Annotated in this window: 21 protein-coding genes; 12 read left to right on the forward strand and 9 right to left on the reverse strand. The window is 34.9% G+C overall.

What is annotated here, in order from left to right:
- Window positions 1-5 precede the first annotated feature (5 nt).
- Together BST92_RS11935 and BST92_RS11940 are read left to right on the forward strand one after the other, a co-directional pair.
- Window positions 6-2,027, forward strand: coding sequence for a hypothetical protein (locus BST92_RS11935; protein ID WP_105071659.1), 2,022 nt, complete (start codon window positions 6-8; stop codon window positions 2,025-2,027).
- A 119-nt stretch (window positions 2,028-2,146) separates the two neighbouring features.
- Entirely contained in the window at window positions 2,147-2,962 is an 816-nt protein-coding gene (locus BST92_RS11940) for a prohibitin family protein (protein WP_105071660.1), read from the forward strand.
- An 82-nt stretch (window positions 2,963-3,044) separates the two neighbouring features.
- On the opposite strand, the gene BST92_RS11945 is transcribed toward BST92_RS11940, so the two are convergent.
- Genes BST92_RS11945 through BST92_RS11960 form a run of 4 tightly spaced genes read right to left on the reverse strand, consistent with a single transcriptional unit; the run spans window position 3,045 to window position 7,364 of the window.
- Complete coding sequence (locus BST92_RS11945) at window positions 3,045-3,596, reverse strand: hypothetical protein (protein ID WP_146105158.1); 552 nt, start codon at window positions 3,594-3,596, stop codon at window positions 3,045-3,047.
- A 4-nt stretch (window positions 3,597-3,600) separates the two neighbouring features.
- Window positions 3,601-4,731 (reverse strand): OmpA family protein, encoded by a 1,131-nt coding sequence (locus BST92_RS11950; RefSeq protein WP_105071662.1) that lies wholly within the window; start codon window positions 4,729-4,731, stop codon window positions 3,601-3,603.
- Between the two features lie 60 nt (window positions 4,732-4,791).
- Window positions 4,792-5,202 carry a thiol-disulfide oxidoreductase DCC family protein gene (locus tag BST92_RS11955; RefSeq protein ID WP_105071663.1) on the reverse strand — a complete coding sequence of 137 codons (411 nt, stop codon included), beginning with the start codon at window positions 5,200-5,202 and terminating at the stop codon, window positions 4,792-4,794.
- Window positions 5,202-7,364 carry an endonuclease MutS2 gene (locus BST92_RS11960; RefSeq protein ID WP_105071664.1) on the reverse strand — a complete coding sequence of 721 codons (2,163 nt, stop codon included), beginning with the start codon at window positions 7,362-7,364 and terminating at the stop codon, window positions 5,202-5,204. Before BST92_RS11960 ends, BST92_RS11955 begins: the two co-directional genes overlap by 1 nt.
- 165 nt (window positions 7,365-7,529) lie before the next feature.
- On the opposite strand from BST92_RS11960, the gene ung reads away from it, so the two are divergent.
- On the forward strand, window positions 7,530-8,195 hold the full coding sequence (gene ung / locus BST92_RS11965; protein WP_105071665.1) for a uracil-DNA glycosylase: 666 nt from the start codon (window positions 7,530-7,532) through the stop codon (window positions 8,193-8,195).
- A 136-nt stretch (window positions 8,196-8,331) separates the two neighbouring features.
- On the opposite strand, the gene BST92_RS11970 is transcribed toward ung, so the two are convergent.
- The 5 genes from BST92_RS11970 to BST92_RS11990 form a co-directional block, all read right to left on the reverse strand.
- Entirely contained in the window at window positions 8,332-9,204 is an 873-nt protein-coding gene (locus BST92_RS11970) for a substrate-binding domain-containing protein (protein WP_105071666.1), read from the reverse strand.
- A gap of 200 nt (window positions 9,205-9,404) precedes the next feature.
- A complete protein-coding gene (ppk1, locus tag BST92_RS11975; protein ID WP_105071667.1) occupies window positions 9,405-11,462 on the reverse strand; it encodes a polyphosphate kinase 1 in 2,058 nt (685 codons plus the stop codon).
- A 46-nt stretch (window positions 11,463-11,508) separates the two neighbouring features.
- Window positions 11,509-12,378: a nucleoside phosphorylase gene (locus BST92_RS11980; protein ID WP_105071668.1), complete on the reverse strand. Its 870-nt coding sequence runs from the start codon at window positions 12,376-12,378 to the stop codon at window positions 11,509-11,511.
- Window positions 12,379-12,380: 2 nt separating this feature from the next.
- Complete coding sequence (locus BST92_RS11985) at window positions 12,381-12,776, reverse strand: Rid family detoxifying hydrolase (protein ID WP_105071669.1); 396 nt, start codon at window positions 12,774-12,776, stop codon at window positions 12,381-12,383.
- 38 nt (window positions 12,777-12,814) lie between these two features.
- Window positions 12,815-15,490: a putative LPS assembly protein LptD gene (locus tag BST92_RS11990; RefSeq protein WP_211292490.1), complete on the reverse strand. Its 2,676-nt coding sequence runs from the start codon at window positions 15,488-15,490 to the stop codon at window positions 12,815-12,817.
- Between the two features lie 200 nt (window positions 15,491-15,690).
- Between BST92_RS11990 and BST92_RS11995 the strand changes: the two genes are divergently transcribed.
- The 9 genes from BST92_RS11995 (at window position 15,691) to BST92_RS12035 (ending at window position 24,846) form a co-directional block, all read left to right on the forward strand.
- A complete protein-coding gene (locus BST92_RS11995) occupies window positions 15,691-16,794 on the forward strand; it encodes an N-acetylmuramoyl-L-alanine amidase (protein WP_211292491.1) in 1,104 nt (367 codons plus the stop codon).
- Window positions 16,795-16,868: 74 nt separating this feature from the next.
- Window positions 16,869-17,822: an MlaD family protein gene (locus BST92_RS12000; RefSeq protein WP_105071672.1), complete on the forward strand. Its 954-nt coding sequence runs from the start codon at window positions 16,869-16,871 to the stop codon at window positions 17,820-17,822.
- 9 nt (window positions 17,823-17,831) lie between these two features.
- Window positions 17,832-19,175: a 4Fe-4S dicluster domain-containing protein gene (locus tag BST92_RS12005; protein WP_105071673.1), complete on the forward strand. Its 1,344-nt coding sequence runs from the start codon at window positions 17,832-17,834 to the stop codon at window positions 19,173-19,175.
- Window position 19,176: 1 nt separating this feature from the next.
- On the forward strand, window positions 19,177-19,605 hold the full coding sequence (locus BST92_RS12010; protein ID WP_105071674.1) for an LNS2 domain-containing protein: 429 nt from the start codon (window positions 19,177-19,179) through the stop codon (window positions 19,603-19,605).
- A 57-nt stretch (window positions 19,606-19,662) separates the two neighbouring features.
- Window positions 19,663-20,454, forward strand: coding sequence for a (Fe-S)-binding protein (locus BST92_RS12015; RefSeq protein ID WP_105071675.1), 792 nt, complete (start codon window positions 19,663-19,665; stop codon window positions 20,452-20,454).
- Window positions 20,455-20,457: 3 nt separating this feature from the next.
- Window positions 20,458-20,664 carry a DUF6404 family protein gene (locus tag BST92_RS12020; protein ID WP_105071676.1) on the forward strand — a complete coding sequence of 69 codons (207 nt, stop codon included), beginning with the start codon at window positions 20,458-20,460 and terminating at the stop codon, window positions 20,662-20,664.
- 7 nt (window positions 20,665-20,671) lie between these two features.
- Window positions 20,672-21,298, forward strand: coding sequence for a hypothetical protein (locus tag BST92_RS12025; RefSeq protein ID WP_146105159.1), 627 nt, complete (start codon window positions 20,672-20,674; stop codon window positions 21,296-21,298).
- A 2-nt stretch (window positions 21,299-21,300) separates the two neighbouring features.
- Complete coding sequence (locus BST92_RS12030; protein WP_105071678.1) at window positions 21,301-21,783, forward strand: ABC transporter ATPase; 483 nt, start codon at window positions 21,301-21,303, stop codon at window positions 21,781-21,783.
- A 126-nt stretch (window positions 21,784-21,909) separates the two neighbouring features.
- On the forward strand, window positions 21,910-24,846 hold the full coding sequence (locus tag BST92_RS12035) for a serine hydrolase domain-containing protein (protein ID WP_211292492.1): 2,937 nt from the start codon (window positions 21,910-21,912) through the stop codon (window positions 24,844-24,846).
- Window positions 24,847-24,860: the final 14 nt, after the last annotated feature.

Below are 24,860 nucleotides of genomic sequence, written 5' to 3' on the forward strand. Positions count from 1 at the left end.
CTTATATGACTATATTATGGATTATTCTTGCAACTATTGTTGCAGCTCTAGTAGCCTTATTCCATTATGGTTATATATTTTCTAATAAAAAAAATAATAAACAAAAACCGTGGTTTGCCTTTTTAAGGTTTCTCACGGTTTTTACTATTCTAATACTCTTTTTAGATCTTAAATTTGATAAAACCACTTATCAAACTATCAAACCATTACTGTTAGTACAAGTTGATAACTCTAGTTCAATAGCGCAGTTAAAAGTTAATGAAGATTTAAAAACAGATTATGCAGTTTTAATTGAGCATCCTACCATAAAAGATAATTTTGAAATTCAACGTTTTAGTTTTTCAAATCAGGTTCAACCATTAGACAGTATTAACTTTAATGGGGCAGAGACTAATATTTATAATGCAATTGAACAACCACAAAAATTATTTAAGGATCGTAACAAAGCTGTGGTCATACTTACAGATGGTAATCAAACGAGCGGTAATAGTTATAGATATGCAACAATCGATTCAAAAACTGCAATCTATCCAATAATATATGGAGACACGACCAACTATCCAGACCTTAAAATTACACAACTTAATGTAAATCGTTATTCTTATTTGAATAATGAATTTCCAGTAGAGATCTTTACATCATATAATGGAGCCTCTACAGTGACGACTCAATTTAAAATCACTAGCGGTAATACCACTTTACATCAAGAGCAAATACGCTTTTCAAAAGAAAATACTTCTAAGATTGTAAACCTTAATCTTACTAGTAAACAGGTAGGTACTCAATCCTTAAGAGCATCACTCACACCATTAACTGCCGAAAAAAATATCAGTAATAATTATCGCAATTTTGCAGTAGAAGTCATTGATCAACAAACTAAGATTTTGATATTGAGCAATGTCATGCATCCCGATCTTGCTGCTATTAAAAAAGCAATAGCCTCTAATCAACAGCGTGACGTTAGTATTCAAAAAACCATTGATAATCCAGATCTTAATGATTATAACATGGTTATTTTCTATAGTCCTGATAACGCTTTCGCGAAAGCGTATAGCCAAGCCAAGCAGCTCAATAAAAATACATGGACTATAACTGGACCTAGTACTGATTATGAGTTTTTAAATAGCCAGATGACAGCTTACAGTATTGAGTTAGATGAGGAAGTCGATGAGGTACAACCTATTTTAAATACGTCTTACACAACCTTTAATTTAGAAGGTTATAGTTATGATGATTATCCGCCAGTGCAGGTTCCCTTTGGAGCAGTAAGAATGAACACAGTGCCTAATGTATTAATGTTTAAGTCCATAGGTGATGTAGAAACTCAACAACCATTATGGTTTACTTATGAAGAGAATGACACGAGACATGCCGTGTTTCTAGCCGAAGGTTTCTGGAGATGGCGAGCACAGAGTTATCTAGAAGAAAAAGATTTTAAAAACTGGGATGAATTAGTAGGTAGTCAGATTCAATATCTCGCTTCAAATAAAAGGCGTAACAGATTAGAAATAGACTATAAAACCTTCTATTATCAAAATCAAAAGATTATAATCAATGCACAATATCTAGATAAAAATTATGAATTTGAGGACAATGGTATTCTCAACATGACATTAATTCATACAACAACTGATAGGCAAATTGTAAGACCTTTTATATTAGAAGGAAATAGTTATTCAGTTGATTTAAGTGGTATTGGGGCAGGTGATTATCGATTTACCGTTAAGGTAGAAAATGACCAGTTAAGCCAGAGTGGTTCTTTAAGTATTCTAGAATTTGATGTAGAAAAACAATTTATTAGTGCTCAGGACAGCGATATGCAACAATTAGTAGGTGTTGAAAGTGTTTACTATCAAGGTCAGATGGAACAGGTCGTTGCACAACTAATGCAAAACCCTCTATTAAAACCTGTAGAACGATCTAGTACCAGTTATGCAAGTTTGATCGATTGGAAATACTTACTAGGGATTATATTACTACTACTAGGCCTGGAGTGGTTCTTAAGAAAGTATAATGGACTAATCTAAGCACTGCATTATTTGGATGTTGAGATATAAAATTAGTTGGACAGCTTTTTAACTAGAGATTGCGATCGATTCATTTGTTGTGTCGTATTTTAACACTTCAAAACTAAATTAAAATTATAATGGAAAAATTACCCAAAGCAGGATTAGTTGCTATCATAGCAGTTGTTTTATTAATCATTGTTATACTTAAAAGTTCAGTGGTAATAGGAGCTGGACAAGCTGGTGTTTTATTTAAAACTTTAGGAAATGGTGTAGATTTAGAAAACACATATGGAGAAGGTTTTCACATCATCGCACCATGGAACGATATGATTGTTTATCCTACAAGACAACAATCAGTTTCTGATCAAATGCAAGTGCTGTCAGTTAATGGACTAGAAGTTAAGGTTGATGCAACGGTATGGTACATGCCAGAATATGACAAATTACCTTTCTTACATCAAGAAAAAGGTATTGATTATAAATCTCAGATTCTTGCACCAGCGATAAGTGCTGCAGCACGTAGTGTTGTTGGTCGTTATACACCAGAGCAATTATATTCTAGTAAAAGAGATGTCATCCAACAAGAAATTCTTGAAGAAGTGCAAAAAGAACTTACTACCCAATACATTATAGTAAATAGAGTCCTAGTAAAAGATGTCACTTTACCTATTAAGATAAAAGAAGCTATTGAGCGTAAATTAAAGCAAGAGCAAGAATCACTAGAATATGAATTCCGTTTAACAAAGGCAACCAAAGAAGCGGAACGTCAAAAAATTGATGCAGAAGGTAAAGCTGTGGCAAACCGTATTTTAAGTGCATCACTTACAGATAAAATTTTAACTGAAAAAGGAATTGAAGCAACACTGATGCTTTCACAATCTCCTAACTCTAAAGTAATCGTAATAGGTGGCGGCGAGAGTGGTGGATTACCTATTATACTAGGAAATCAATAACCTCACGTATTATTTAAATAAAAAAAGCGCAAATCGTGAGATTTGCGCTTTTTTTATATCTTCTATTAAAGAAATAAATTGTTTATTTATTCTTACTTTTTAATTTCAATAGAGCTGTTGCTTGACCTTTCCAGTCATCTCTGTGTATACGGCCTGGGAAGAATTCAATAAGCATGGTGATTGCTTCTGTATCTTGATCGCGTAGTTTTGAAAGTTGTTCATAGCTATTTATCCCTATACTTTTAAGTTTTTCCTCTACAAATGGACCTATACCTACAATTTTCTGAAAATCATCAGGATTAGAAGGATTGCCTTTACCAATATAATCTAGATCTAGTATGCTTTCCACGATCTCTGTTTTTGCATCATCAGATAATTTACCAGTTCTATCTCTAGTTTTCATAGCACGTACTTGACCAGGTTCACTTAAGTCTGATATTTCTACACGTTTTTCTACTCGGTCTAACTTACGTTCAACTTCACGTACTTGTGCAACAACCTGTTCAACTTTATCATCGACCACTTGTTTATCATCTTTTTGATTACCAAAAAGATATCCAATAATAAAAGCACCTAGTAGCATCAAAAAGAGAACTAAGTATATACCCATCTGGGAATTTAAAAATGACTCCATATCTCTATTTTACGATAACTACTAAACTACGATTATTGCCTGTTGCACCAGATGATTCTTCGCCTTTTGATACGGCTACGATACGATTAATCGCAATGCCATTTTGAATCATAAGTCGCCTTGCTGTATTTACATTATCTTTTCCTATGTTAAAATTATCGGTGGCATTACCTACTGTATCTGTATAAGCATAGACATATACCTTTTTACCAGGGTTTTCATTAAGATAATTCTGTACCTCTTTAATATAGGCTGTAAAAGCTCTATTACCATAAAAAAAGTCGCCCTGATATCCTTTTGTGAATCGTTGATATCCATACGGCCCATTTCCTGATGAAATAGTAGGTACGGCTGTTGTAGGGCTTGCTTTTACAGCATTACTATTAGATTCTGATCTATTAATATTTAGTATTTGAATATCTATTCCTCCTTGTGCAATCCCAGATTTAAATGGTATGTCTTTTTTATCACTTTTAAGCGTGATTTTATCAGCTTTGATTCCGATATTGGTCAGTAGTCTTTTTACATATTGAGCTCTTTTCATTCCTATGTCTGCATCTTCTTGTATAGAGGAATATCCATTGATGATGATTTCTGCTTTGGGATTAGAGCTCAAAACTTCTTTAATTTCATTACCGTATGCTCTACATGGATATGGAATTTTAACCTTTGAATTATTTTTATAAATGGTTGTAAAGGTGCTACAATTAGTTAATGGATTTCCATTTTGATCATTGATGGTAAATGTATTTGCTTCATATACAGCAGTTTCTTTATTACCATTGATGATTGTTGATTCCTCACTTACTTCACCTAGAGCAGCTTCTGCGTTTGAGACTTCATATTCTTTTGTTACAGTTGAATCTTCACTAGTACTTAATGTATTAATTAGGGCTTTTGCGGCAGCTATAGAATCTAGTTGCTGGTCAAGTGTTGATTGAATAACTGGCTCTAATTCTGACTCTAACTCATCAGATGGTAATTCATCGATTATAGGTTGTTCATTGACAACATCACTCGATATAAAATTCGTATTCTTTCCAGTCAATTGTTCGATATAATAATAGCCGAAAAAGGCTAAACATAAGCCGGCGTAGACTATAAAGGCTAGTGTACCTGTAAAAAAGTTTTTCACTAAATTAAATTTAGTGCTAAATATAAGAAACCTAGGCTATTGAATAACATATGCTTCCTTCTACTTATGAAGGAATTTATCACGTAAGTCTTTAGTCGGTATCATGCAGCTTTCTTGCTTACCGAACCATTTATATCTATTTCTGGCTATGTACTCATAGATTGCATTAGAGATCAACCTAGGAATAATAATAAGGGCAGAAAGTAAAGGCCAGAAACCGTCCATTTTTTGAGCTATACGCAATGCAGCGCTAGCTTTAACATAAGCTCGCTCGCCACGTATCAATACAATGCTATCTATTTCTTTAGGGTTAATCTGATGTTTTTTAAGATAAAGCAGGCCTATATCGCTTTCTAAAGCAGCAAAACGGAAGTGATTTTTAGAATCTCTTTTTATAATAAAAGTAACAGCATCATTGCATAAATTGCAAACACCGTCAAAGAGAATTACATCATTTTGCTTATTCTTCATTACACTTTTTCTAATTGCTCTACTGATACTATAGTTGTAAACATACCATAATTAACGGTAGCTTTTCCTTTTTCAATCTGATCAATTGTGCCTACAGATTTTGAATCTAACAAGCGCACACGATCATTCTTTTTAAGTGTTACCTTCGGTTTAGGAGCGACAACAGGCTTTGGGTTTTTCTTTTTTTGTTCTCTAATTTTAGCAACCTTTTGAATCACTTCATTTTCTAATTGTTTCTTTTTACCTTGTTCTTGCTTATGCTTTTTTGCCTCTGTTTTTTTAGGTGGCGGCTGGCGTTTCACATTTTCAGTGATGACCATTTTCATGAGCTCATCGACCAGTAATTTTTTCTTTTTGTTATTTGAAAAATCCTTAGCAAGTCCATCAAATTTCTTTCCTAACTGTATGTAACGTTGATAACTATCATACATTTCTTGAAAGTCTAGAAGCTTTTGTTGCACTCGATCCTGTGTATCTTCTAATTTATTTACTTTTTGGGTAGCTTTTATCTCACGTTCCCTTAGTGATTCATTGTTTTTACGCAAATTTGAACGTTCCTTTTGTAATGCAGCGATAGATTTATCAAACCTTATTTTACCACGTTCAACTTTCTTTTTTGCTTTATTAATAAGAGAGTAGGGTATCCCATTTTTTTGTGCTACTTCAAAGGTAAAAGAACTACCAGCTTCTCCTAGTTGCAATTTATAAATAGGCTCTAATGATTGTGCGTCAAAAAGCATATTTGCATTTGTCATCTCTGGCAATTCATTTGCCAGCATCTTCAAATTAGTATAATGAGTAGTAATAATCCCAAAACTTTTACGGCTATAAAGTTCTTCTAGCATACTTTCTGCCAGTGCGCCACCTAGTTCTGGGTCTGATCCTGTACCGAATTCATCAATAAGAAAAAGTGTCTTATCATCAGCTTTTTTAAGAAAACCTCGCATATTTTTCAAACGATAGCTATAAGTACTCAAGTGGTTATCGATACTTTGATTATCACCTATATCAGTAAGAACATGCTTAAATATGCTCATTCTACTTTTCTCATGAACTGGAATTAAAAATCCAGTTTGTATCATCAATTGTAGTAAACCTATTGTTTTAAGAGTAATGGATTTACCACCAGCATTAGGACCTGATATCACAATGATGCGATTGTCCGCTTTAAGACCTATGGTTTGTGGATAGGTTTTTTCATTTCGCGCTCTATTAGATACTAGCAATAACGGGTGATATGCATCAACTAATTCTAGTTCTCTGTGTTCTACCAGTATAGGTAAAAGAGCATCGATGGATTGTGCATATCGAGACTTTGCCGCGATAATGTCTGTGTGCGTTAAATAATCTCTATAAATCTTAAATTCTTCCAGAAACGGACGTAAAGTCTCTGTTAGAGCTTTAAGAATACGGTGGATTTCTTCTGCCTCTTCAACTTCTAGTTCAGCAAGCTTTCGCGAAAGCGTTAACACACGTTCTGGTTCGATATAAGAAATGCTTCCCGTTTTAGAACTTCCCATTACCTTACCTTTTACTTTACGGCGGTACATGGCTTTAACGGCTAAAACGCGACGGTTTTCAATTACCGTTTCACGGATTTCATCAAGATAATCCATTTGAGAGTAATGACTGAGTGCTGCGCCAAAGCTACCATTGAGCTGGCCTTTAACACTATTCATTTCTCTTCTTAAGTTTTTAAGATCTGGTGATGCGTCATCTTTAACCTCACCAAAACGATCTAGAACAGCGTCTACTGCTTGTGGTACGTATTCATTCTTTTCTATTTTCTCTAGTCTAGAAAATAGTTTAGGAAATAAAAGCTGCTGCTTTTTAAAGAAGGTTATGTGTTCATTTACAGTACGTGGCAGTACTGCTAGTTTACGGATACTGTCTTTTTCTAACGTCGAATTTTCAATACCTAGCAATTGCAATTCCTTTTCTATAGGGTCAAACCCATGATTAGGTATGCGGTACTCACTGGCATACGATTGTAAATACTCATTTGTATGCTGTAAAGAGTCTTTAACCGCATTACGATAGGTAAGTGGCTCAAGTAAAAGCATGTTTGTTTTCCCATCTGTAGTAGTACAAAAGGAAGAAGCCTGTTCTAACACGATGTTGAACTCTAAATCTTGAATGGTTTTACTGGAAATTCTACTCATAATATGATTACAAAAATACACTTAGCCAGTGTAGTAGTCGCAGGTTTTAGAATTAATTATCAGTTTTAAGTTTAAACTAAAATAAATTATATAATCGCAAGAATTTTTTTGTGCAGTATGTTTGATGAACAACCTTAAAATAATAAAATCTTATAACTTTACCACATGGAATTAAGCATTCACCAAAGCTGGAAAAAGGCTTTACAATCAGAATTTGATAGCAATTATTTTAAAGAGCTAGCCGCTTTTGTGAAAACAGAATATGCCACGCAAACTGTTTATCCACCAGCAAGTAAAATCTTTGCAGCATTTGACGCGGCACCTATAGATCAAGTAAAAGTGGTCATTATAGGTCAAGATCCATATCACGGACCTGGACAAGCAAACGGTTTATGCTTCTCTGTGGCTGACGGAATTCCGCATCCACCATCATTGATCAATATCTTTAAAGAAATCCATACAGATTTAAATATACCAATCCCTGTAAGTGGCATTTTAGAGCGATGGGCAGAGCAAGGTGTTTTGCTATTGAATGCCGTTTTAACCGTTAGAAAGGGAGAAGCTGGATCTCATGCCAAAAAAGGTTGGGAACGCTTTACAGATGCTGTTATAAAAACCATTTCTCAAGAAAGAGAAGATGTGATATTTCTACTTTGGGGCGGATTTGCAAAGGGAAAAGCAAAGCTTATCGATAAGAAAAAGCATCATATTCTTACCAGTGGTCATCCTTCACCATTGAGTGCAAATCGTGGTTACTGGTTTGGTAATAAACATTTTTCACAGGTTAATGAGTTGCTTCAAGGAATGGGGAAAGAGGTGATTGAGTGGTAGTATAATGGTGATAAAAACTTATTACTTTTAATGACAGATTGCTTCGTCGCGCGCTCCTAGCAATGACAGGTTAGGATATTTATTTCAACTTCAACCTCGAGTTCAAGTTCGAGTTCAATCTCGAGTTAGAGTTCAATTACTCTTCTTCATCTACTTTAGGAATATCATAGATTAACTCTTCTAGGGCTACTTTTCTATCTATAATGCCTACAGCACTAAATTCTTTGTTTATTTTATCTACCGTTGCATCCCATAATTGATCATCGCTAAACTCTGTACGTAATAACCACTGCTGTACATCACCTACTTGAAGATCATAGTGAGAAGCAATTGTACGATCTATCGAAGGAATTTGCTTAAAATCTGCCGTATATCTATTAATAATAGAAAGCATTTTGCCTAATGCCTCTTCTTTTTCGGTAATACATTCTTGGGTAGCTGCGATAACAAAACTAGGCCATGGTGTTGCAATGGTTTCTAATCTTTTAAAAATACCTTGATCTACTATAGGTTGTGTCATATAGCGTTCCCATAAGAAAAGCTGCGCTTTGTTTTGTGAAAGTGCATCTACAGCACCATCTAAGGTATTAACTAATTCAAAATTTAAATCATCTGTATCCCAACCATGCCTTTTAGCTAATAAGAAACTCATTAGATGAGAGCCGCTACCATATCTACTAATGGCAAATTTACCATCCTCTAGTTGCTGGGTTTTTTCGGCCTCAATGTTTCCAGGAGCATGAACACCCCATAATAGAGGAGAAGCTACATAGACTTGTAATATACGTGAAGGATTTCCAGCGATTATATCTTTAACAATACCATCTGTAAGAATGCAGGCAACGTCTAATTCTTTAGTACGAAGTAATTTACTCATACGACCAGTTCCTTCTGGAATATCTTCCCATTGCAAATCAATTCCTGCTTTTTCAAAAGCTCCATCTTCTATAGCAAAATGCCATGGTAGATTAAAATGTTCTGGTACGCCGCCTATTTTTATCGTAGTCATAATGAGTAAAAGTCTGACAAAGATATATTACTTCGTCCTAATGTTTACTTAATAGTTTGTTGGTACTTCTAATAAATAACCACATAATGTGAATAAATAGGTTAACCAATTCAAATTTTGCGTTCTGATGAATAAGTTATTTATGTGCCAGATAAGGATAAACCACTAATCTATATTAACCTTAAACTCAATTATAAAAATTATACTGAATGATGTTTTTTTATAAGATAAGAGTGTATTTCAAATTGTGACCTGACTTTCCTCTTTTGATCCTTAACCATGGTATTATCTTCATTTAAAGTATGAATGCGAGTTTTCACATTATCTGATAACTGAATGTTTAATATATCATCTAATTCATTAAAAATGTTCTGATCATAGATAGGTGTCAGTACTTCAATTCTTCTATCTAGGTTACGTGACATCCAGTCTGCACTACCAGTATACATGATAGGTGTACCATTGTTGTGAAATTTATAAATACGACCATGCTCTAAAAACTGATCTACAATACTAGTCACATAGATATTATCGCTTATTCCTTTAATTTCTGGTATAAGTCTTGAAAAACCTCTAACAATTAATCTAATAGGTACACCGGCCTGATTTGCTTTGTACAGTAACTTAATCATCTTTTCATCTTCTAGCTGATTCATTTTGGCAGTAATACCACATGGTTTTCCAGCTATGGCAGCATCTATTTCATTTCTGATCAGTTCTTCAAAGGTAGAACGCGTTGTAAAAGGCGATATTAATAGATTTTTTGCTCTAGGAATAATCATATCACCTTGCAATACTTTAAAAACACGATGTAATTCTTTGGTTATTTTTTTATGAGCTGTAAATAAACCATGATCACAATAAAATTTTGAAGTCTGCGCATTAAAGTTTCCAGTCCCTATATAAGCATATCGTTGCACCTTGCTCTGCTCCTTACGTAAAATGAGTAAGACTTTACTATGTACTTTAATTTTAGGATAACTATAAATGACATGAGCACCTTTTTCTTCAAAAATGCGTCCCCATTTAATATTATTTTCTTCATCAAATCTAGCTTTTGCCTCAATAAAAACAGTTACTTTTTTGCCATTTTGTAAAGCTAATAATAGCGCATCTGTTAAAGCTGATTGGTCTGCTACTCGATACAACGATATTTTAATTTCCAAAACATCTTGATCTGATGCAGCCTGATTGATTAAATTTTGCACATAGTCAAATGACATATATGGAAAATGTACTAGCTGATCTTTTTCTCTAATAACTTTAAAATAGTCACTAGAACCGTGTAAATACTTATGCCTTATAGGTTCTAGCTTATCAGCCTTTAAGGATTTGTTTTTTATTAAATCCGGAAACTTCATGAAATCGTCAAAGTTGTGATATTGTCCACCAGCAACCATATCTATCTTACCTAATCCTAGACTTTTTCTTAAATTTTTACGCACCTCATTAGGTAACGTGCTGTCATAGAGTAGACGTGTAGGTTGACCATTTAATCGCTGACTTAAGGACTCATAAATTTGATCTGCTAGCGTTTGATCGACATCAACCTCTTGCTCGAGATATAACTCGGCATCACGTGATAACTTGATAGCATAAGACCTTAAAACATCTTGTTTATCAAATAATGATTGTAATTGTGATTTTACAATATCATCTATAAAAGCAATCACATGTGTACCATCTTTATCAGTTAATGGGATAAATCTTTTTAATTTATCTGACGGTATATTAACGATGCCATAGTGATGCTCTGACATAAAAGTAACTAAAAAATACAGTTCGCTATTTTCTAAAAATACGTCAGAGTCTGTAGCTGCTTTAATGATGATAGGCTTTATGTGCTCTTTAATATGATCATTAAAATAGCTTTGAGCATCTTCACTATAATTCTCTATAAGCTCTTCATAAGAAAGCAATTGAATACCGTTTTCCTTTAATTCAGGCACGATAGATTCATAAAAGATAGAACCCAGTTCTTCTTGCTGCTCATTTACTTTAAATAATATCTCTTTGAGAATTTTATTAGGTCTTAGGGCAAGTTTCTTTCTCAGTTTCTTTTTTACCTTTTTTATCTGGCGCAACTGAGAAACTCGCACCCTAAAAAACTCATCAAGATTAGAAGAAAATATACTTATAAACTTTAATCGCTCGTATAACGGATTTGAAGAATCTTTTGCTTCTTGAAGTACGCGGTCATTAAAGCTTAACCAGTTAAGGTCTCTATGTCTAATGGGATATTTAGTCTGTTCTTTCACATTTGAAAAATACAAACTATGTTAAAGGATTTGCGTAAAAGCCTTGTTAATTATCAACGATTTGTTGTAAGGTAAATGTTATCAATTCGTCGACGATAGATTTAGGGTTTTTAGAGAACTCGCCAGTTGCTCTATTAGCGAGTATCGCATTTAAAGAAACAGCTCGATGACCTAGTAGACTAGCCATAGCATAGATTCCAGCGGTCTCCATCTCAAGGTTTGTTAATTTTTCACCTTCATACTCAAACGACTCAATACTTGCGTTCAATTGATGGTGTGCAGGTTTTAATCTCAATTGTCGACTTTGAGGTCCGTAGAAACCTACGTTAGTAATCGTATTTCCTATTAATACTTCATCGCTTTTAAAGATATCAGCTAGTTTTTTATCACAACTGATGGTATAAGGTCGAGCTGCCTGTTCTGATAAGTGTAATTGTTCTGCAACCGCTTTCGCGAAAGCGGAATCACCACCATCATTTTCATACCAGTGAAATAAAGAGTCAAAACCAATCCCGCGTTGTGATAATAAAAAAGAATCCACAGGAATGTGAGATTGTACGGCGCCAGATGTGCCCACACGTATAATATCTAATTGAGTCAATTGAGATTTAATGGTGCGTGTTTTAAAATCAATATTAACCAGCGCATCTAACTCGTTAAAAACAATATCTATGTTATCAGTTCCTATACCAGTGGATACGACACTAATGCGTTTACCTTTCAATGTACCCGTGTGCGTGTGAAATTCACGCTTGCCCACACGATGTTCTATCGTGTCAAAGTGTTTTGAAACTTCACCTACGCGATCGGGATCACCTACCGTAATGATGGTGTGCGCTAGTTGATGTGGTTGTAAGTTGAGATGGTAGATGCTACCATCATCATTTAATATAAGTTCTGATGCTTCTAGAGACATAATTAAAAGGTCATTGCGATTACTGAAATCTCTACGTTTACATACTTAGGTAAATTGGCCACTTCTACGGTTTCTCTAGCAGGTGCAGTAGCTTCATTAAAATAACTACCATAAACTTCATTAACCGTTGCAAAATTGCTCATATCATTTAAGAAAATGGACGTTTTAATCACATTTTCAAACGTCATATCGACTTGTTTTAATAAACTTTCTAGGTGTTTCATCACCAGATGAGTTTCTTCTTTAAGATCATCTATTTTCAATTCTCCAGTAGCTGGATCGATAGCGATTTGTCCACTGGTATATAATGTTTTTTGATGTGGTGTGTCTATGAGTACAGCTTGATTATAAGGTCCTATAGGGCTAGGAGCAAGGTCTGTGTATATTATTTTTTTCATTAGATAAAGATAGTTAAAAATAGGAGTAGAGGCGCGTACTAGAACTGTGGATCTGGCTGTTTGCGTTGATCCCACTTAATGTCACTTAATGCACCAGATTTAATACCAATAAAGAAGAACCAGCTGTTTTGCGGTCCTATAGGAGTCCAGTTAAAACTTAATCTCCAGCTTTCTAGGTCTCGGTTAAAACGCAATGTGGTAAAGGATACACCTTTATTTGCAAAATCATAACCTGTATTACCACCGACACTCCATCGAGGAGATAGTTCTACATCACCAGATACCATTAAGGATTGATTATTGATTTCATTTTGTCTTTGCGCATTATTATAAGTCATAGTATATGCAAAGTTTAAATTCCATGGAATTTTAAATCGATATCTAGTCTTGTCTATATCAACGCTCTCTTTTTCTGGTTCTTGTTGATCATAGGTGGTACCATCTGCATAGTCTATGGATGCTCCAAAGAGATCATCTTCACGGCCACCATTTTGTAAATTTCTATTTTGTAAAGGATCGTCTGGTTTGTCGTCTTTTTTATCTACTTGTTTTTCAAAATCTGTATTGCTTAGTCTGAAATTAAATCGTGCACCAGCACGCGTTAACCGGAATAAACTACCACCATTATCAATATTAAATCTATCGATGCGTTGGTTAGTATTATCTAATGCATATGGATCTAAATTTGCGTCTAGGTTTAAATCTATATTTTTAAATATGGGAATGACACCTCTTAATTGTAAAGGACTCCAGTTTAAAGAATCACCTGCGAGATTGTAGGAAGTGTTAACGTTAAAGGATTTAATGAGAGAAATCTTTTTGAGTTCTGTTTTAGTAGAATCTCTGTCTCTTACCTTTGCCTCAACTGTGTTTTGAATACCTATACCTAAACTACTGGAATATACTCGACCTGGCGCGCTAAATAAAGTACCATCAAAACGACTATAGAATCGCTCTTCTTCAGACACGTCTAATCCTTGTTCATCTAACAGTCGATCGTAGTATTGTTCAAAACTAGGGTTTGCGCTATAGGTTACACTAGGTCTCATTACATGTCTTATAGCCTGTACTTTAGACTCTTTATTTGTGGATTTCCAGTTTCCGTATACCGTAGTTCCTATACTAGCGCCATAATTATAGGTACGATACGCGTCAAAACCGCTTACCGTATCGCGCACTGTATTAAATCCACCAGATCCATTATCTTCTAAAAACTGCCTGTAAGTTTCAAATACCCACGATTCATCATAATTAGCATTTAAACCTACAGAGAAGTAATTTGCTATTTTAAAATTAGTAGAAATGGGAATGGTATGTCGCAAACCACTTATGGCACCATCAAACATTTTACTGGTTAAAAAATCATCATCAGTTGTAGCGATACGATTTTCTCCTCTTAAATTGTATTGTAGGTTGATGTTATGGATCAGCCCTTTTTTTGCTCCTTCCTTAGGTGCAAAAGGAAAAACTCTTGATACACTAGCTTGTAGTGTAGGCAAGGTTAAGTTAACCACATCTGTATTGGTGTTTTGATTGTGAGAAACTGTGGTGGTAACGTTAACTTGAGGTTCACCAGGAAAAGTTTTTGAATATGAGATAGAAGAACTTAAGTTGTTGACCAGTGTGGCACTTTGATTAACTTGATTAAATGATTGTCTAAAAAATTGACTACTACCTAAATTTACACTAGCACTGAAACGGCTGTTAGGATTACTTTTTGCATCCTGACTGTGTTGCCAGTTGATATTATAACGATTGGTTTGTTGGAAATCAGAAAAGCCTCGTTCACTTTGGATTTGATTTTCATATAAAAAACGGAAGCTACCATTAAAAGCATATCTCTTTCTATAGCTACTTTCTATTCTAGAACCCCAACTACCGTTAGTAAAATAATCACCTAAAACAGTAAGATCTACATAATCATTGATAGCAAAATAATATCCACCATTTTGTAAAAAGTATCCTTGATTATTGTTATTACCAAAAGATGGGATAATTACACCACTCTTACGCTCATTTGTCATCGGGAAATAAGCAAATGGTAACCCTATAGGTGTAGGGACATCAGCAATATACATATTGACCAGTCCAGTGACAATCTTTTCTCCTGGAACAAATTTTATTTTACGAGCAAGGAAGTAGTAGTCAGGATTATTTGGGTCCTTAGAAGTCGTGAAAATGGCTCTTTTCATATAGTAAACAGAGTCATTCACACGCTTTGTTACTTCGGCCTTTACATTAAACTCGCCTTGTGCCGTGACTGAATTATAAGTTAACGCCTTGCGTGTGTCCTTATTAAAGATAATAGAGTCCGGTTTTACGACATTTTGTCCTTGAGTAAATATCGGTTTTTGAACATAAACACCTGCGGTATCAATTACACCATAGGCAAATATATCTCCGGTATTCATATTCATAATAATTTTACCAGCCTCGAGGGTAATATCACCGTATACAATTTTTGCCTCATTATAGAGCGTGATCGTATTGTTAATACGGTCTATTTCTTTATAATCTGTTGCACTAGAGATAAGCTTGTGCTCTAGGATAGGTTTACGTTTAGTAGAATCTTTAGGTTTATTAAGTTGTAAAGAGTCTGTATCTATTTCTATAGTTTCTGCAACGGGTAGTTGTGGTTTTTCAACCTCATTCTCAACTGGCTTTTCTGCAGGGATTGAGGTACTATTATTAGGCAGCTCTTGAGCATGACACATCAGGCTGGCTGTTAAAAAAACTATTGATAAAATAATATACCTCTTCAAATAATGCAATCTTCAGTAAACTATATTCGTTAATAGAAATGGTCTGGTTTTTGAAACCCCAAAACTACGTATAATTTTTATGCGTTTTATTGTAATTACGCTTTCGCGAAAGCGTATTTATCAAAAGCACCTTAACACCTATGAACACTATAATGAAAACGTATATACTTTTAATTATTGCATTACTTACTTTTCCTGTTGCAATTCAGGCTAGTACGCCTGTAGATTCTACTATTATAAATAGTAAAAAGTTTACGATAGTATTAGATGCAGGACATGGTGGATCTGATCCTGGTAAAAAAGTGGGAAGCGTAAATGAGAAGGATATTGCTCTTAAGGTGGTTAAAAAGATAGGAGTTTTACTATCAAAAAACCCTGAGGTAAAAGTAGTTTACACGCGTACGACAGATAAATTTCTTGAATTACATGAACGCGCCTCTATTGCTAATAAAGCAAAAGCAGATCTTTTTGTCTCTGTGCATTGTAATGCTGCAGCAAATAAAAGTGCCAAAGGAAATGAAACATGGGTTCTAGGACTGCATCGCAGTGATGATAATCTTGAAGTAGTTCAAAGAGAAAACGCTGTCATATTATTAGAAGATAATTATCAAGAGAAATATGCAGGTTTTGACCCTAATGATCCTTCTTCTTTTGCTGCAAGTCTATTGACTCAAGAAGATTTCTTAGATAATAGTATAGAAATGGCAGCAAATGTTCAAAGCAAATTTGAAGAAGCCTTGAAAAGGAAAAATCGTGGGGTAAAGCAAGCCGGATTTGCAGTTCTGCGATTATCTTATATGCCTAGTGTGTTGATTGAGACAGGATTTATTACTAATAGCGAAGAGCGTGATTTTTTAAATAGTAATGCAGGTCAAGATAAAGTGGCGCAATCCATTTTTAAGGCTATTCTTAATTATCAAAAAAATAGAGATATAAATAATTTTGAGGTTGAGCCCGTTAATATAGAAGAAAACATCAATTCTCAAACAATTGAGGCTAGTGGTGATGATCTAGCTACAACATCTATTTACATGGTCCAAATCGCTGCTAGTTCTAATCAAGTTGCGGCCAAATCTTATAATTTTAAAAAACTTCCTGAAATTTCTAGAGAGAAATCTGGCGGTATTTATCGATATTACACAGGTAAGCTATCAACACTAGAGGATGCAATGGAACTCAAAAAAAGAGCGTTAAAGGCTGGATATGAAGGTGCTTTTATCGTTGTTGTAGAGAATGGTGTGACTAGACGTTTATAATGTATTGCTAAATATGTTGAGAATAGGCTACAAAATAGGTAGCTTTATTTAAATTTGTCAAAAACACCGTATCTGTGAAATTATCCAAAGAAGTTAAAGTAGGTATTCTTACCGTTGTGGCGATTGCGCTGTTTATTTTTGGTTACTCCTATTTAAAGGGTAGTAATCTTTTAGAGGATAATAGAGTCTATTATGCTGTCTATGATAATGTGGAAGGACTTACTAAATCTGCACCGGTTACTATAAATGGTCTAAGAGTAGGTAATATCGATGATATTAAATTTTTAGATGATAGTGGAAGATTAATTGTCAAATTTCACGTTAATGGTGATTTCTCCTTTTCTTCAGAAAGCACAGCAAGTGTTTACAGCACCAGTCTTATAGGTGGTAAGGCGCTAGCTATTGTACCTAATTTTGAATCTACTGCAGTTGCTGCAAAATCTGGTGATACCTTACAGTCTAAGTTAGATAAAGGATTACAAGGTGAGGTAATGGATCAATTCATTCCTTTAAAAGATAAGATTGAACATATGGTAGTGAGCGCAGATAGTGTGCTAGTTGCGGTTAATAAAACCCTTAATCCAGATGCTCGTGCTGCTATTACTTCATCGCTAGAAGAATTAAATAAAACCCTTGTAGAATTTAAGGCTTTATCTCGCAATGCAAATACACTGTTAGCAGATAATAAAGAAAGTCTAGGAAGAACCATTAAGAACTTAGATGTTACAACAGAAAATTTTGCTAAGATATCAGACACTCTTGCACAAGTAGAAATAGCCGGTACGGTAAAACAACTTGAGGAAACAATAGGAAAGTTTAATAACGTACTAGATAAGGTAAGTAATGGAGAAGGTTCGTTAGGGAAGTTAATGACTGACGACAAACTCTACACAAATCTAGAAAGAGCTACAGAACAAGCTGCAGATTTATTACAGGATATGAAGCTTAATCCTAAACGTTATGTCCATTTTTCTGTATTTGGAAAAAGACCAGGACCATACGAAGAACCAGAAGACCCAACTAAATAATTTTTATACATGGAATACATTCCACAAATCATTTTTGCCCTTTTACTAATTGCCGGTGTAGGTTACTTTACTAGTAACATCCGCAAGATGATACGTAATATTAAGCTAGGTAGAGAAGTTGATCGCTCAGATAATAAAAAAGAACGATGGGCGCAAATGGCTCGTATTGCTTTAGGACAATCTAAGATGGTACGCAGGCCTATTGCTGGTTTCTTACATGTTGTTGTATATGTAGGATTTGTTATTATCAATATAGAAGTTCTAGAAATCATTATGGACGGGCTCTTTGGTACGCACCGTATTTTTGCACCATATTTAGGTGGTGTTTATGACGTCTTGATAGGAACTTTTGAAATATTAGCCTTACTTGTTCTAGTTACCGTTGTTGTATTTTGGATTAGAAGAAATGCAATGAACATCAAACGATTCACTATGGGTGAGTTAAAAGGATGGCCTAAAAATGATGCCAATTACATTTTATATTTTGAAGTTGTATTAATGAGTTTGTTTTTAATAATGAACGCCACAGACTTTATTCTTCAAACTAGAGGTGTGGAAGGCTATGCACATGCTGGCGAGATATTTGGATCATTCCCTGTTTCTCAATATGTAGCTATTCTATTTGAAAACATGGCAGATGGTACGCTTATTATCATAGAAAGAGCAGCATGGTGGTTGCACATCGTTGGAATATTAATATTCTTGAACTACTTATATTGGTCTAAGCATTTACACATCATGCTAGCGTTCCCTAATGTTTATTTTGCTAAGTTGACACCTAAAGGTCAGTTTACAAATATGGAAGCCGTTACAGCTGAGGTTAAACTGATGATGGACCCAGATGCAGATCCATTTGCAGCACCAGATCCAGCGTCTATGGAAGAAGAGCCAGCTTCATTAGGAGCTAGTGATATATTCGATCTTGACCAAGTACAATTATTAAATGCCTATACCTGTACAGAATGTGGTCGTTGTACCTCAGAATGTCCAGCAAATATTACCGGTAAAAAATTGAGTCCACGTGCTATAATGATGAAGACACGCGATAGACTGGAAGAGGTAGGAGCCTTAATTAATAAAGAAGGTGAATGGAAAGATGATGGGAAAAAGTTATTAAATGACCATATCACTACTGAAGAACTATGGGCATGTACAACCTGTAATGCTTGTGTTGAAGCTTGTCCTATAGGTATCGATCCATTAAGTATTATTATGGATATGAGAAGATATTTAGTGCTAGAAAATAGTGCAGCGCCTACAGATTTAAATAACGCTTTAACTAACATAGAAAATAACGGTGCACCATGGCCTTATAACCAGATGGATCGATTGAATTGGGCAGACGAGTTGTAATATGAAAGAAAAAAACGAATACCTAGAAGCAAAAAACGATGACGGTTCTTTAGCTAGTCCTATTTTACCTGAAGGCATTAAGAACTACTTGATCGACATAGATGGTACGATTACAGAAGATGTGCCTAATGAAGAGCCAGAACGTATGGCGACCTGTGAGCCTTTTCCAGATGCATTAAAAACGCTTAATGAGTGGTTTGATGATGGACATGTTATTTGTTTTTTCACTTCCAGAACTGAGGAACATAGAGAGGTTACTGAAGTATGGTTAAAAAAACATGGATTTAAATATCATAGCCTTTTAATGGGTAAACCTAGAGGCGGTAACTACCACTGGATTGATAATCATATGGTACGTGCCACTAGATATAAAGGTAAATTTACCCATCTAGTAGAGGAAGAAGTAACAATAGAAGTATTTAAGAAATAGTATGATGTCTATTTCGCTTTCGCCAAAGCGTAACATAAACATCTCAACATAACAATTATGAGTGAATTGATAAAAGTACCTACCGCAGCAGAGTTTATTGCCCAAGGAAAAACACCAGAGGTTTTATTCTGGGTAGGTTGTAGTGGAAGTTTTGATGACCGTTCTAAAAAAATTACTAAAGCATTTGTAAAGCTATTAAATAAGGCAGGCGTAGAGTTTGCTGTTTTAGGAGCCGAAGAAAGTTGTACCGGTGATCCAGCAAAAAGAGCAGGAAATGAATTCTTGTTTCAAATGCAAGCTATGATGAATATAGAGGTTCTTAATGGTTATGAAATCAAAAAGATTGTGACAGCATGTCCTCACTGTTTCAATACACTTAAAAATGAATACCCTGAATTAGGTGGTAACTATGAAGTGATTCATCACACTTCATTCCTAAAAGATTTAATTGCAAATGGTAAATTGACCATTTCTGGAGGTAAATTCAAAGGAAAGAAAATCACTTATCACGATCCATGTTATCTAGGACGTGCTAATGAGATTTATGAAGCACCTAGAGATTTAATTGAAAAATTAGACGCTGCACTGGTAGAAATGAAACGTAGTAAACGTAATGGATTGTGCTGTGGAGCTGGTGGAGCACAAATGTTTAAAGAACCTGAACCAGGTAATAAAGACATTAATATTGAACGTACTGATGAAGCACTGGATACTGGAGCAGAAATTATAGCAGCGGCTTGTCCGTTTTGCAATACTATGATGAGTGATGGTATCAAGGCGGCTGAGAAAGAAGGTAAAGTAGAAGTGCTAGACATCGCAGAGATGATTGCCAGTGCAGAAGATTTATAGACCATGAATTCTGAACCAGAAAAAATTCCATGGAAAAACCGTATCATTCTAGGGTTGTTTTCAGGATTAGTTTATGCGGGAATAATGGCAGCCTTTGATTATGCCAGCGATTTACCTTTTCATGAGGTAAAGTTTGTTTTTAGTACTCTGATATTTGGGACATTTATGGCCATAGCAACGCGCTGGATGGTGAAAAAAAAGAAAAAGTAAAATCTAAATGAAATATAAAATTACGCTCATATTATTATTGATAACTATATTTTCTAATGCACAAAAATTAGAAGAGGAAGTACTTGATAAATTATCAAACAGTATTTGTACGCATCTTAAAGAAAAGGGCGATATTGAAAATTTAACAAGCGTTGAAGCATTAAAGGTCTTTACAGAGAGTATGTTTAAAGCATATGCAACTGATCCAGAATATTACAAAAAAAATGGATTAGACTTTGCCGCAGGTGATGAAGTACTAGAAGCATATGGTGAACAATTAGGAATGCACATGGTGGTTAATTGCCCTTCATCCATATCATTATTTTTATCAATGGCCGGTGATGAAGATTTTGAAGAAATGGGATATACTACTGTTAATGAGCCTATGTCTTATACGGTAACTGGTAAAGTGGTAGATTTTTCTCAAGAACAATTTTATACATTGAGTATAAAAGATGGGAATGGTAGAGTGCGTAAGTTTCTATGGTTAGAATATGTAGAAAATGACATTTTATTAGAGACAGCAATGAAAAAGAAAAATAAGTACACTTTTACTTATGTAGAGAAAAATATGTATGATCCTAGAATACAGGAGTATCGTAACATGTTAGTGCTTACTAAAATTGAAGAATAACCATGCACGCAAATTTTAAAGATTTACCAGATGATGCAAGAGTCTGGATTTATCAAGCAAATAGACCATTTACTACTGATGAGCTTAATGAGTTGAAGCCTCAAATGGATAACTTTTTACAGCAATGGACAGCCCATGGTAAAGATTTAAAAGCTGGTGTAGAGTATCCTTATAACCGATTTATTGTTATAGGTTTAGATCAAACGGTTGCAGGTGCTACGGGCTGTTCTATAGATGCGAGTGTACGATTTATACAATCCATAGAAAAGGCTTTTAAGATTGATCTAATGGATAAAATGAATGTGACCTTTAAAAACGGTCAATATGTAGCACACAAAGAATTAAGCGATTTTAAAAAAATGGCCAAAGCCAAGTCAGTCTCTCCTAACACTATCGTTTTTAACAACCTCGTTACAAATGTAGGAGAGTATCGCGAGCACTGGGAAGTTCCTGCATCTGAGAGCTGGCATTCTCGTTTTTTCTAGTTGATAAACTAGTTTAAAAGTTCATAGTTATTTTCTCTTTGTTAACTCAAGATGAAACATGAAGTTTCTATCTTGTTGCTTTAGGAATGGTTCTTGAAACCCTTTCCTCAAATGCTATTGTATATTATGAATAGGACACTTTTACAAATTTTGATTTTGATTCTCGCTTTCGCGAAAGCGTTTATCTCACAAGCTCAATTCTCAACTCATGACCCATTAATTACCAATGATTCTATTGCTCAAAAAATATGGGTAGATAGTGTATATAACAGCCTGAATCAACGAGAAAAAGTGGGGCAACTGTTTATGGTAGACTTGTTTTCAAATAAAGGCAAAGCTCACGTAGCTGCCGTGAGAAAATTAGTAGAGGAACAAAAAATAGGCGGAATCATTTTCTCAAAAGGAGGCCCGTTGCAACAAGCGCATTTAACTAACGAGTTACAAGCAAAATCTAAAACACCTATGCTTATTGCGATGGATGCAGAATGGGGTTTGAGTATGCGCTTAGATAGTACATATGCATTTCCATGGAATATGACTCTAGGAGCAACACCAGGTACACAATCTAGTTATGATGTCGGGCGACGTATCGGTCAGCACTGTAAAAGATTAGGAGTCCATATTAACTTTGCACCAGATGTGGATATAAATACTAATCCAGATAATCCAATTATAGGTAATCGCAGCTTTGGTGAGGATATGTATAACGTGACTGATAAGTCGCAGGCCTTTATGAAAGGCATGCAAAGTACAGGAACATTAGCCTGTGCAAAACATTTTCCTGGACATGGAGATACAGATCAAGATAGTCATAAAACATTACCTACCGTTGAGTTTAGTGCAGAGCGTATAGATAGTGTAGAGCTGTATCCGTATCGTAAACTTTTTCAAGAAGGAATGGCTAGTGTGATGGTAGCTCATTTGAACATTCCTAGTCTAGAACCTAGGCCAGGTTACCCAACCAGTATTAGTGAAAAAGTCGTTACAGACTTGTTAAAGAAAAGAATGGGTTTTAAAGGACTTATTTTTACTGATGCCTTGAACATGAAGGGTGCTTCTAATTTTAGTGAACCTGGTCAGATAGATTTACAAGCTTTTAAAGCTGGTAATGACGTGCTGCTTATCTCTGAAAATGTTCCTAAGGCGATTGATAAAATAATTGCAGCTTGGGACACTGGTGATATTACTGATGAACGCATAGAACATTCAGTCAAAAAGATTTTGAAAGCTAAATATACATCTGGTTTACATAACTATCAACCGATAAATACTTTTAATCTTATTAATGATTTAAATACTGAAAGTGATGATGTTGTATATGAACGTGCTATATCAGACGCGGTAACGATCTTGCGCAATAAAGATTCTATTTTACCTCTTAAAAACTTAGAGCTTAAAAAGATCGCTTATGTTGAACTGGGTGATGACAGCGGTACTGTTTTTCTAAAAGAATTAAATAAATACACTAAGGTTACTCAGGTAAAAGCAAATCAGTTAGATGATTTACTTAAAAAGTTACAGCCTTATAATACGGTTATTATAGGTTTACATCGCAGTAATGATAGTCCATGGAAAGGTTATCAAATAAAATCTACTCAACTTACCTGGCTTTATGAAATAGCAAGAACGCATGATGTTGTTTTTGATGCTTTTGTAAGGCCGTATATGCTGGCACAACTTAACACTGTTGAAAATTTTGAAGGCATAGTGATGAGTTATCAAAACAGCGAGTGGAGCCAGAAAATCAGTGCTCAAATAATTTTTGGTGCTCGGCCAGCAGTGGGAAGACTGCCAGTGAGTGCAGGTAGTCAGTTTAATGTAAATGATGGTGTTGACACACCTTACATACGCCGTTTAGCATATGGAAGTACACCTAGTAGTGTAGGTTTAGATTCCTATAGGTTATCTAAGATTGATAGTGTAGCAAATCATACGGTTAACAATCTAGGTGCTCCTGGTATGCAAATACTAGTCGCACGTAGAGGTAAAGTCGTTTATCAGAAGAATTTTGGCTATCATACCTATTCTAAAGAACAGCCGGTGAATGATGAAGATGTATATGATATTGCATCGTTGACTAAAATTATGGGTACTTTGCCTTTAGTGATGGAGCTAGAAGAACAAGGTGTTGTTGATTTAGAGGATTCTATAGGGACGCTAATACCAGAGCTAGCTGATTCTAATAAAAAAGATATTACTATTAAATCAATGTTATCTCATTATGCGAGATTACAAGCCTGGATTCCTTTTTATAGATATACTTTAGATAGTATTACCTCGAGACCAATGTCGCAATATTATAGAAACTCAAAGTCCTCTATTTATAATGTAGAAGTCGCACAAAACTTATTTGCAAATGGAATTATTCAAGATACTATATTTAATCGTATCGCAAATAGTGAGTTAAGAAGCCGTCAGGAATATAAGTATAGCGATCTACCATATTACTTACTCAAAAAATTTATTGAGGATAGGTCTAAAAAAACCTTACATGAATTAACCACTAATCATTTCTATAAAAGAATGGGAATGAATTATATGGGGTATTTACCACTAGAGCGATTCACCAAAGATAAAATAGTACCTACTGAAAATGATATCACCTATCGTGGTCAATTAATTCATGGTTTTGTACATGATCAAGGCGCCGCGATGCAAGGAGGAATAGGTGGACACGCTGGGTTATTCTCTAATGCAAATGATGTAGCAAAAATGATGCAAATGTATTTGCAAAATGGAAGCTATGGAGATGTGACTTATTTTAAACCAAAAACGATTGCTAAGTTCAATACCTGCTATTATTGTGATCAAGAAGTGAGACGTGGTGTAGGTTTTGATAAACCGCAGTTAGATGAAGTAGGTCCTACTTGTGGTTGTGTGAGCATGACTAGCTTTGGACATAGTGGCTTTACAGGAGCATATACTTGGGCAGATCCTGATTCAGAAATTGTGTATGTGTTTCTCTCAAACCGTATCTTTCCTAGTGCAGAGAATAGATTTCTTCTATCTGAGAATATAAGAACTAATATCCAGCAAATCATTTATGATGCTATAATTGATTAGTTTTAAACACCAAT

The organism is Nonlabens arenilitoris (assembly GCF_002954765.1).
Lineage (GTDB): Bacteria > Bacteroidota > Bacteroidia > Flavobacteriales > Flavobacteriaceae > Nonlabens > Nonlabens arenilitoris.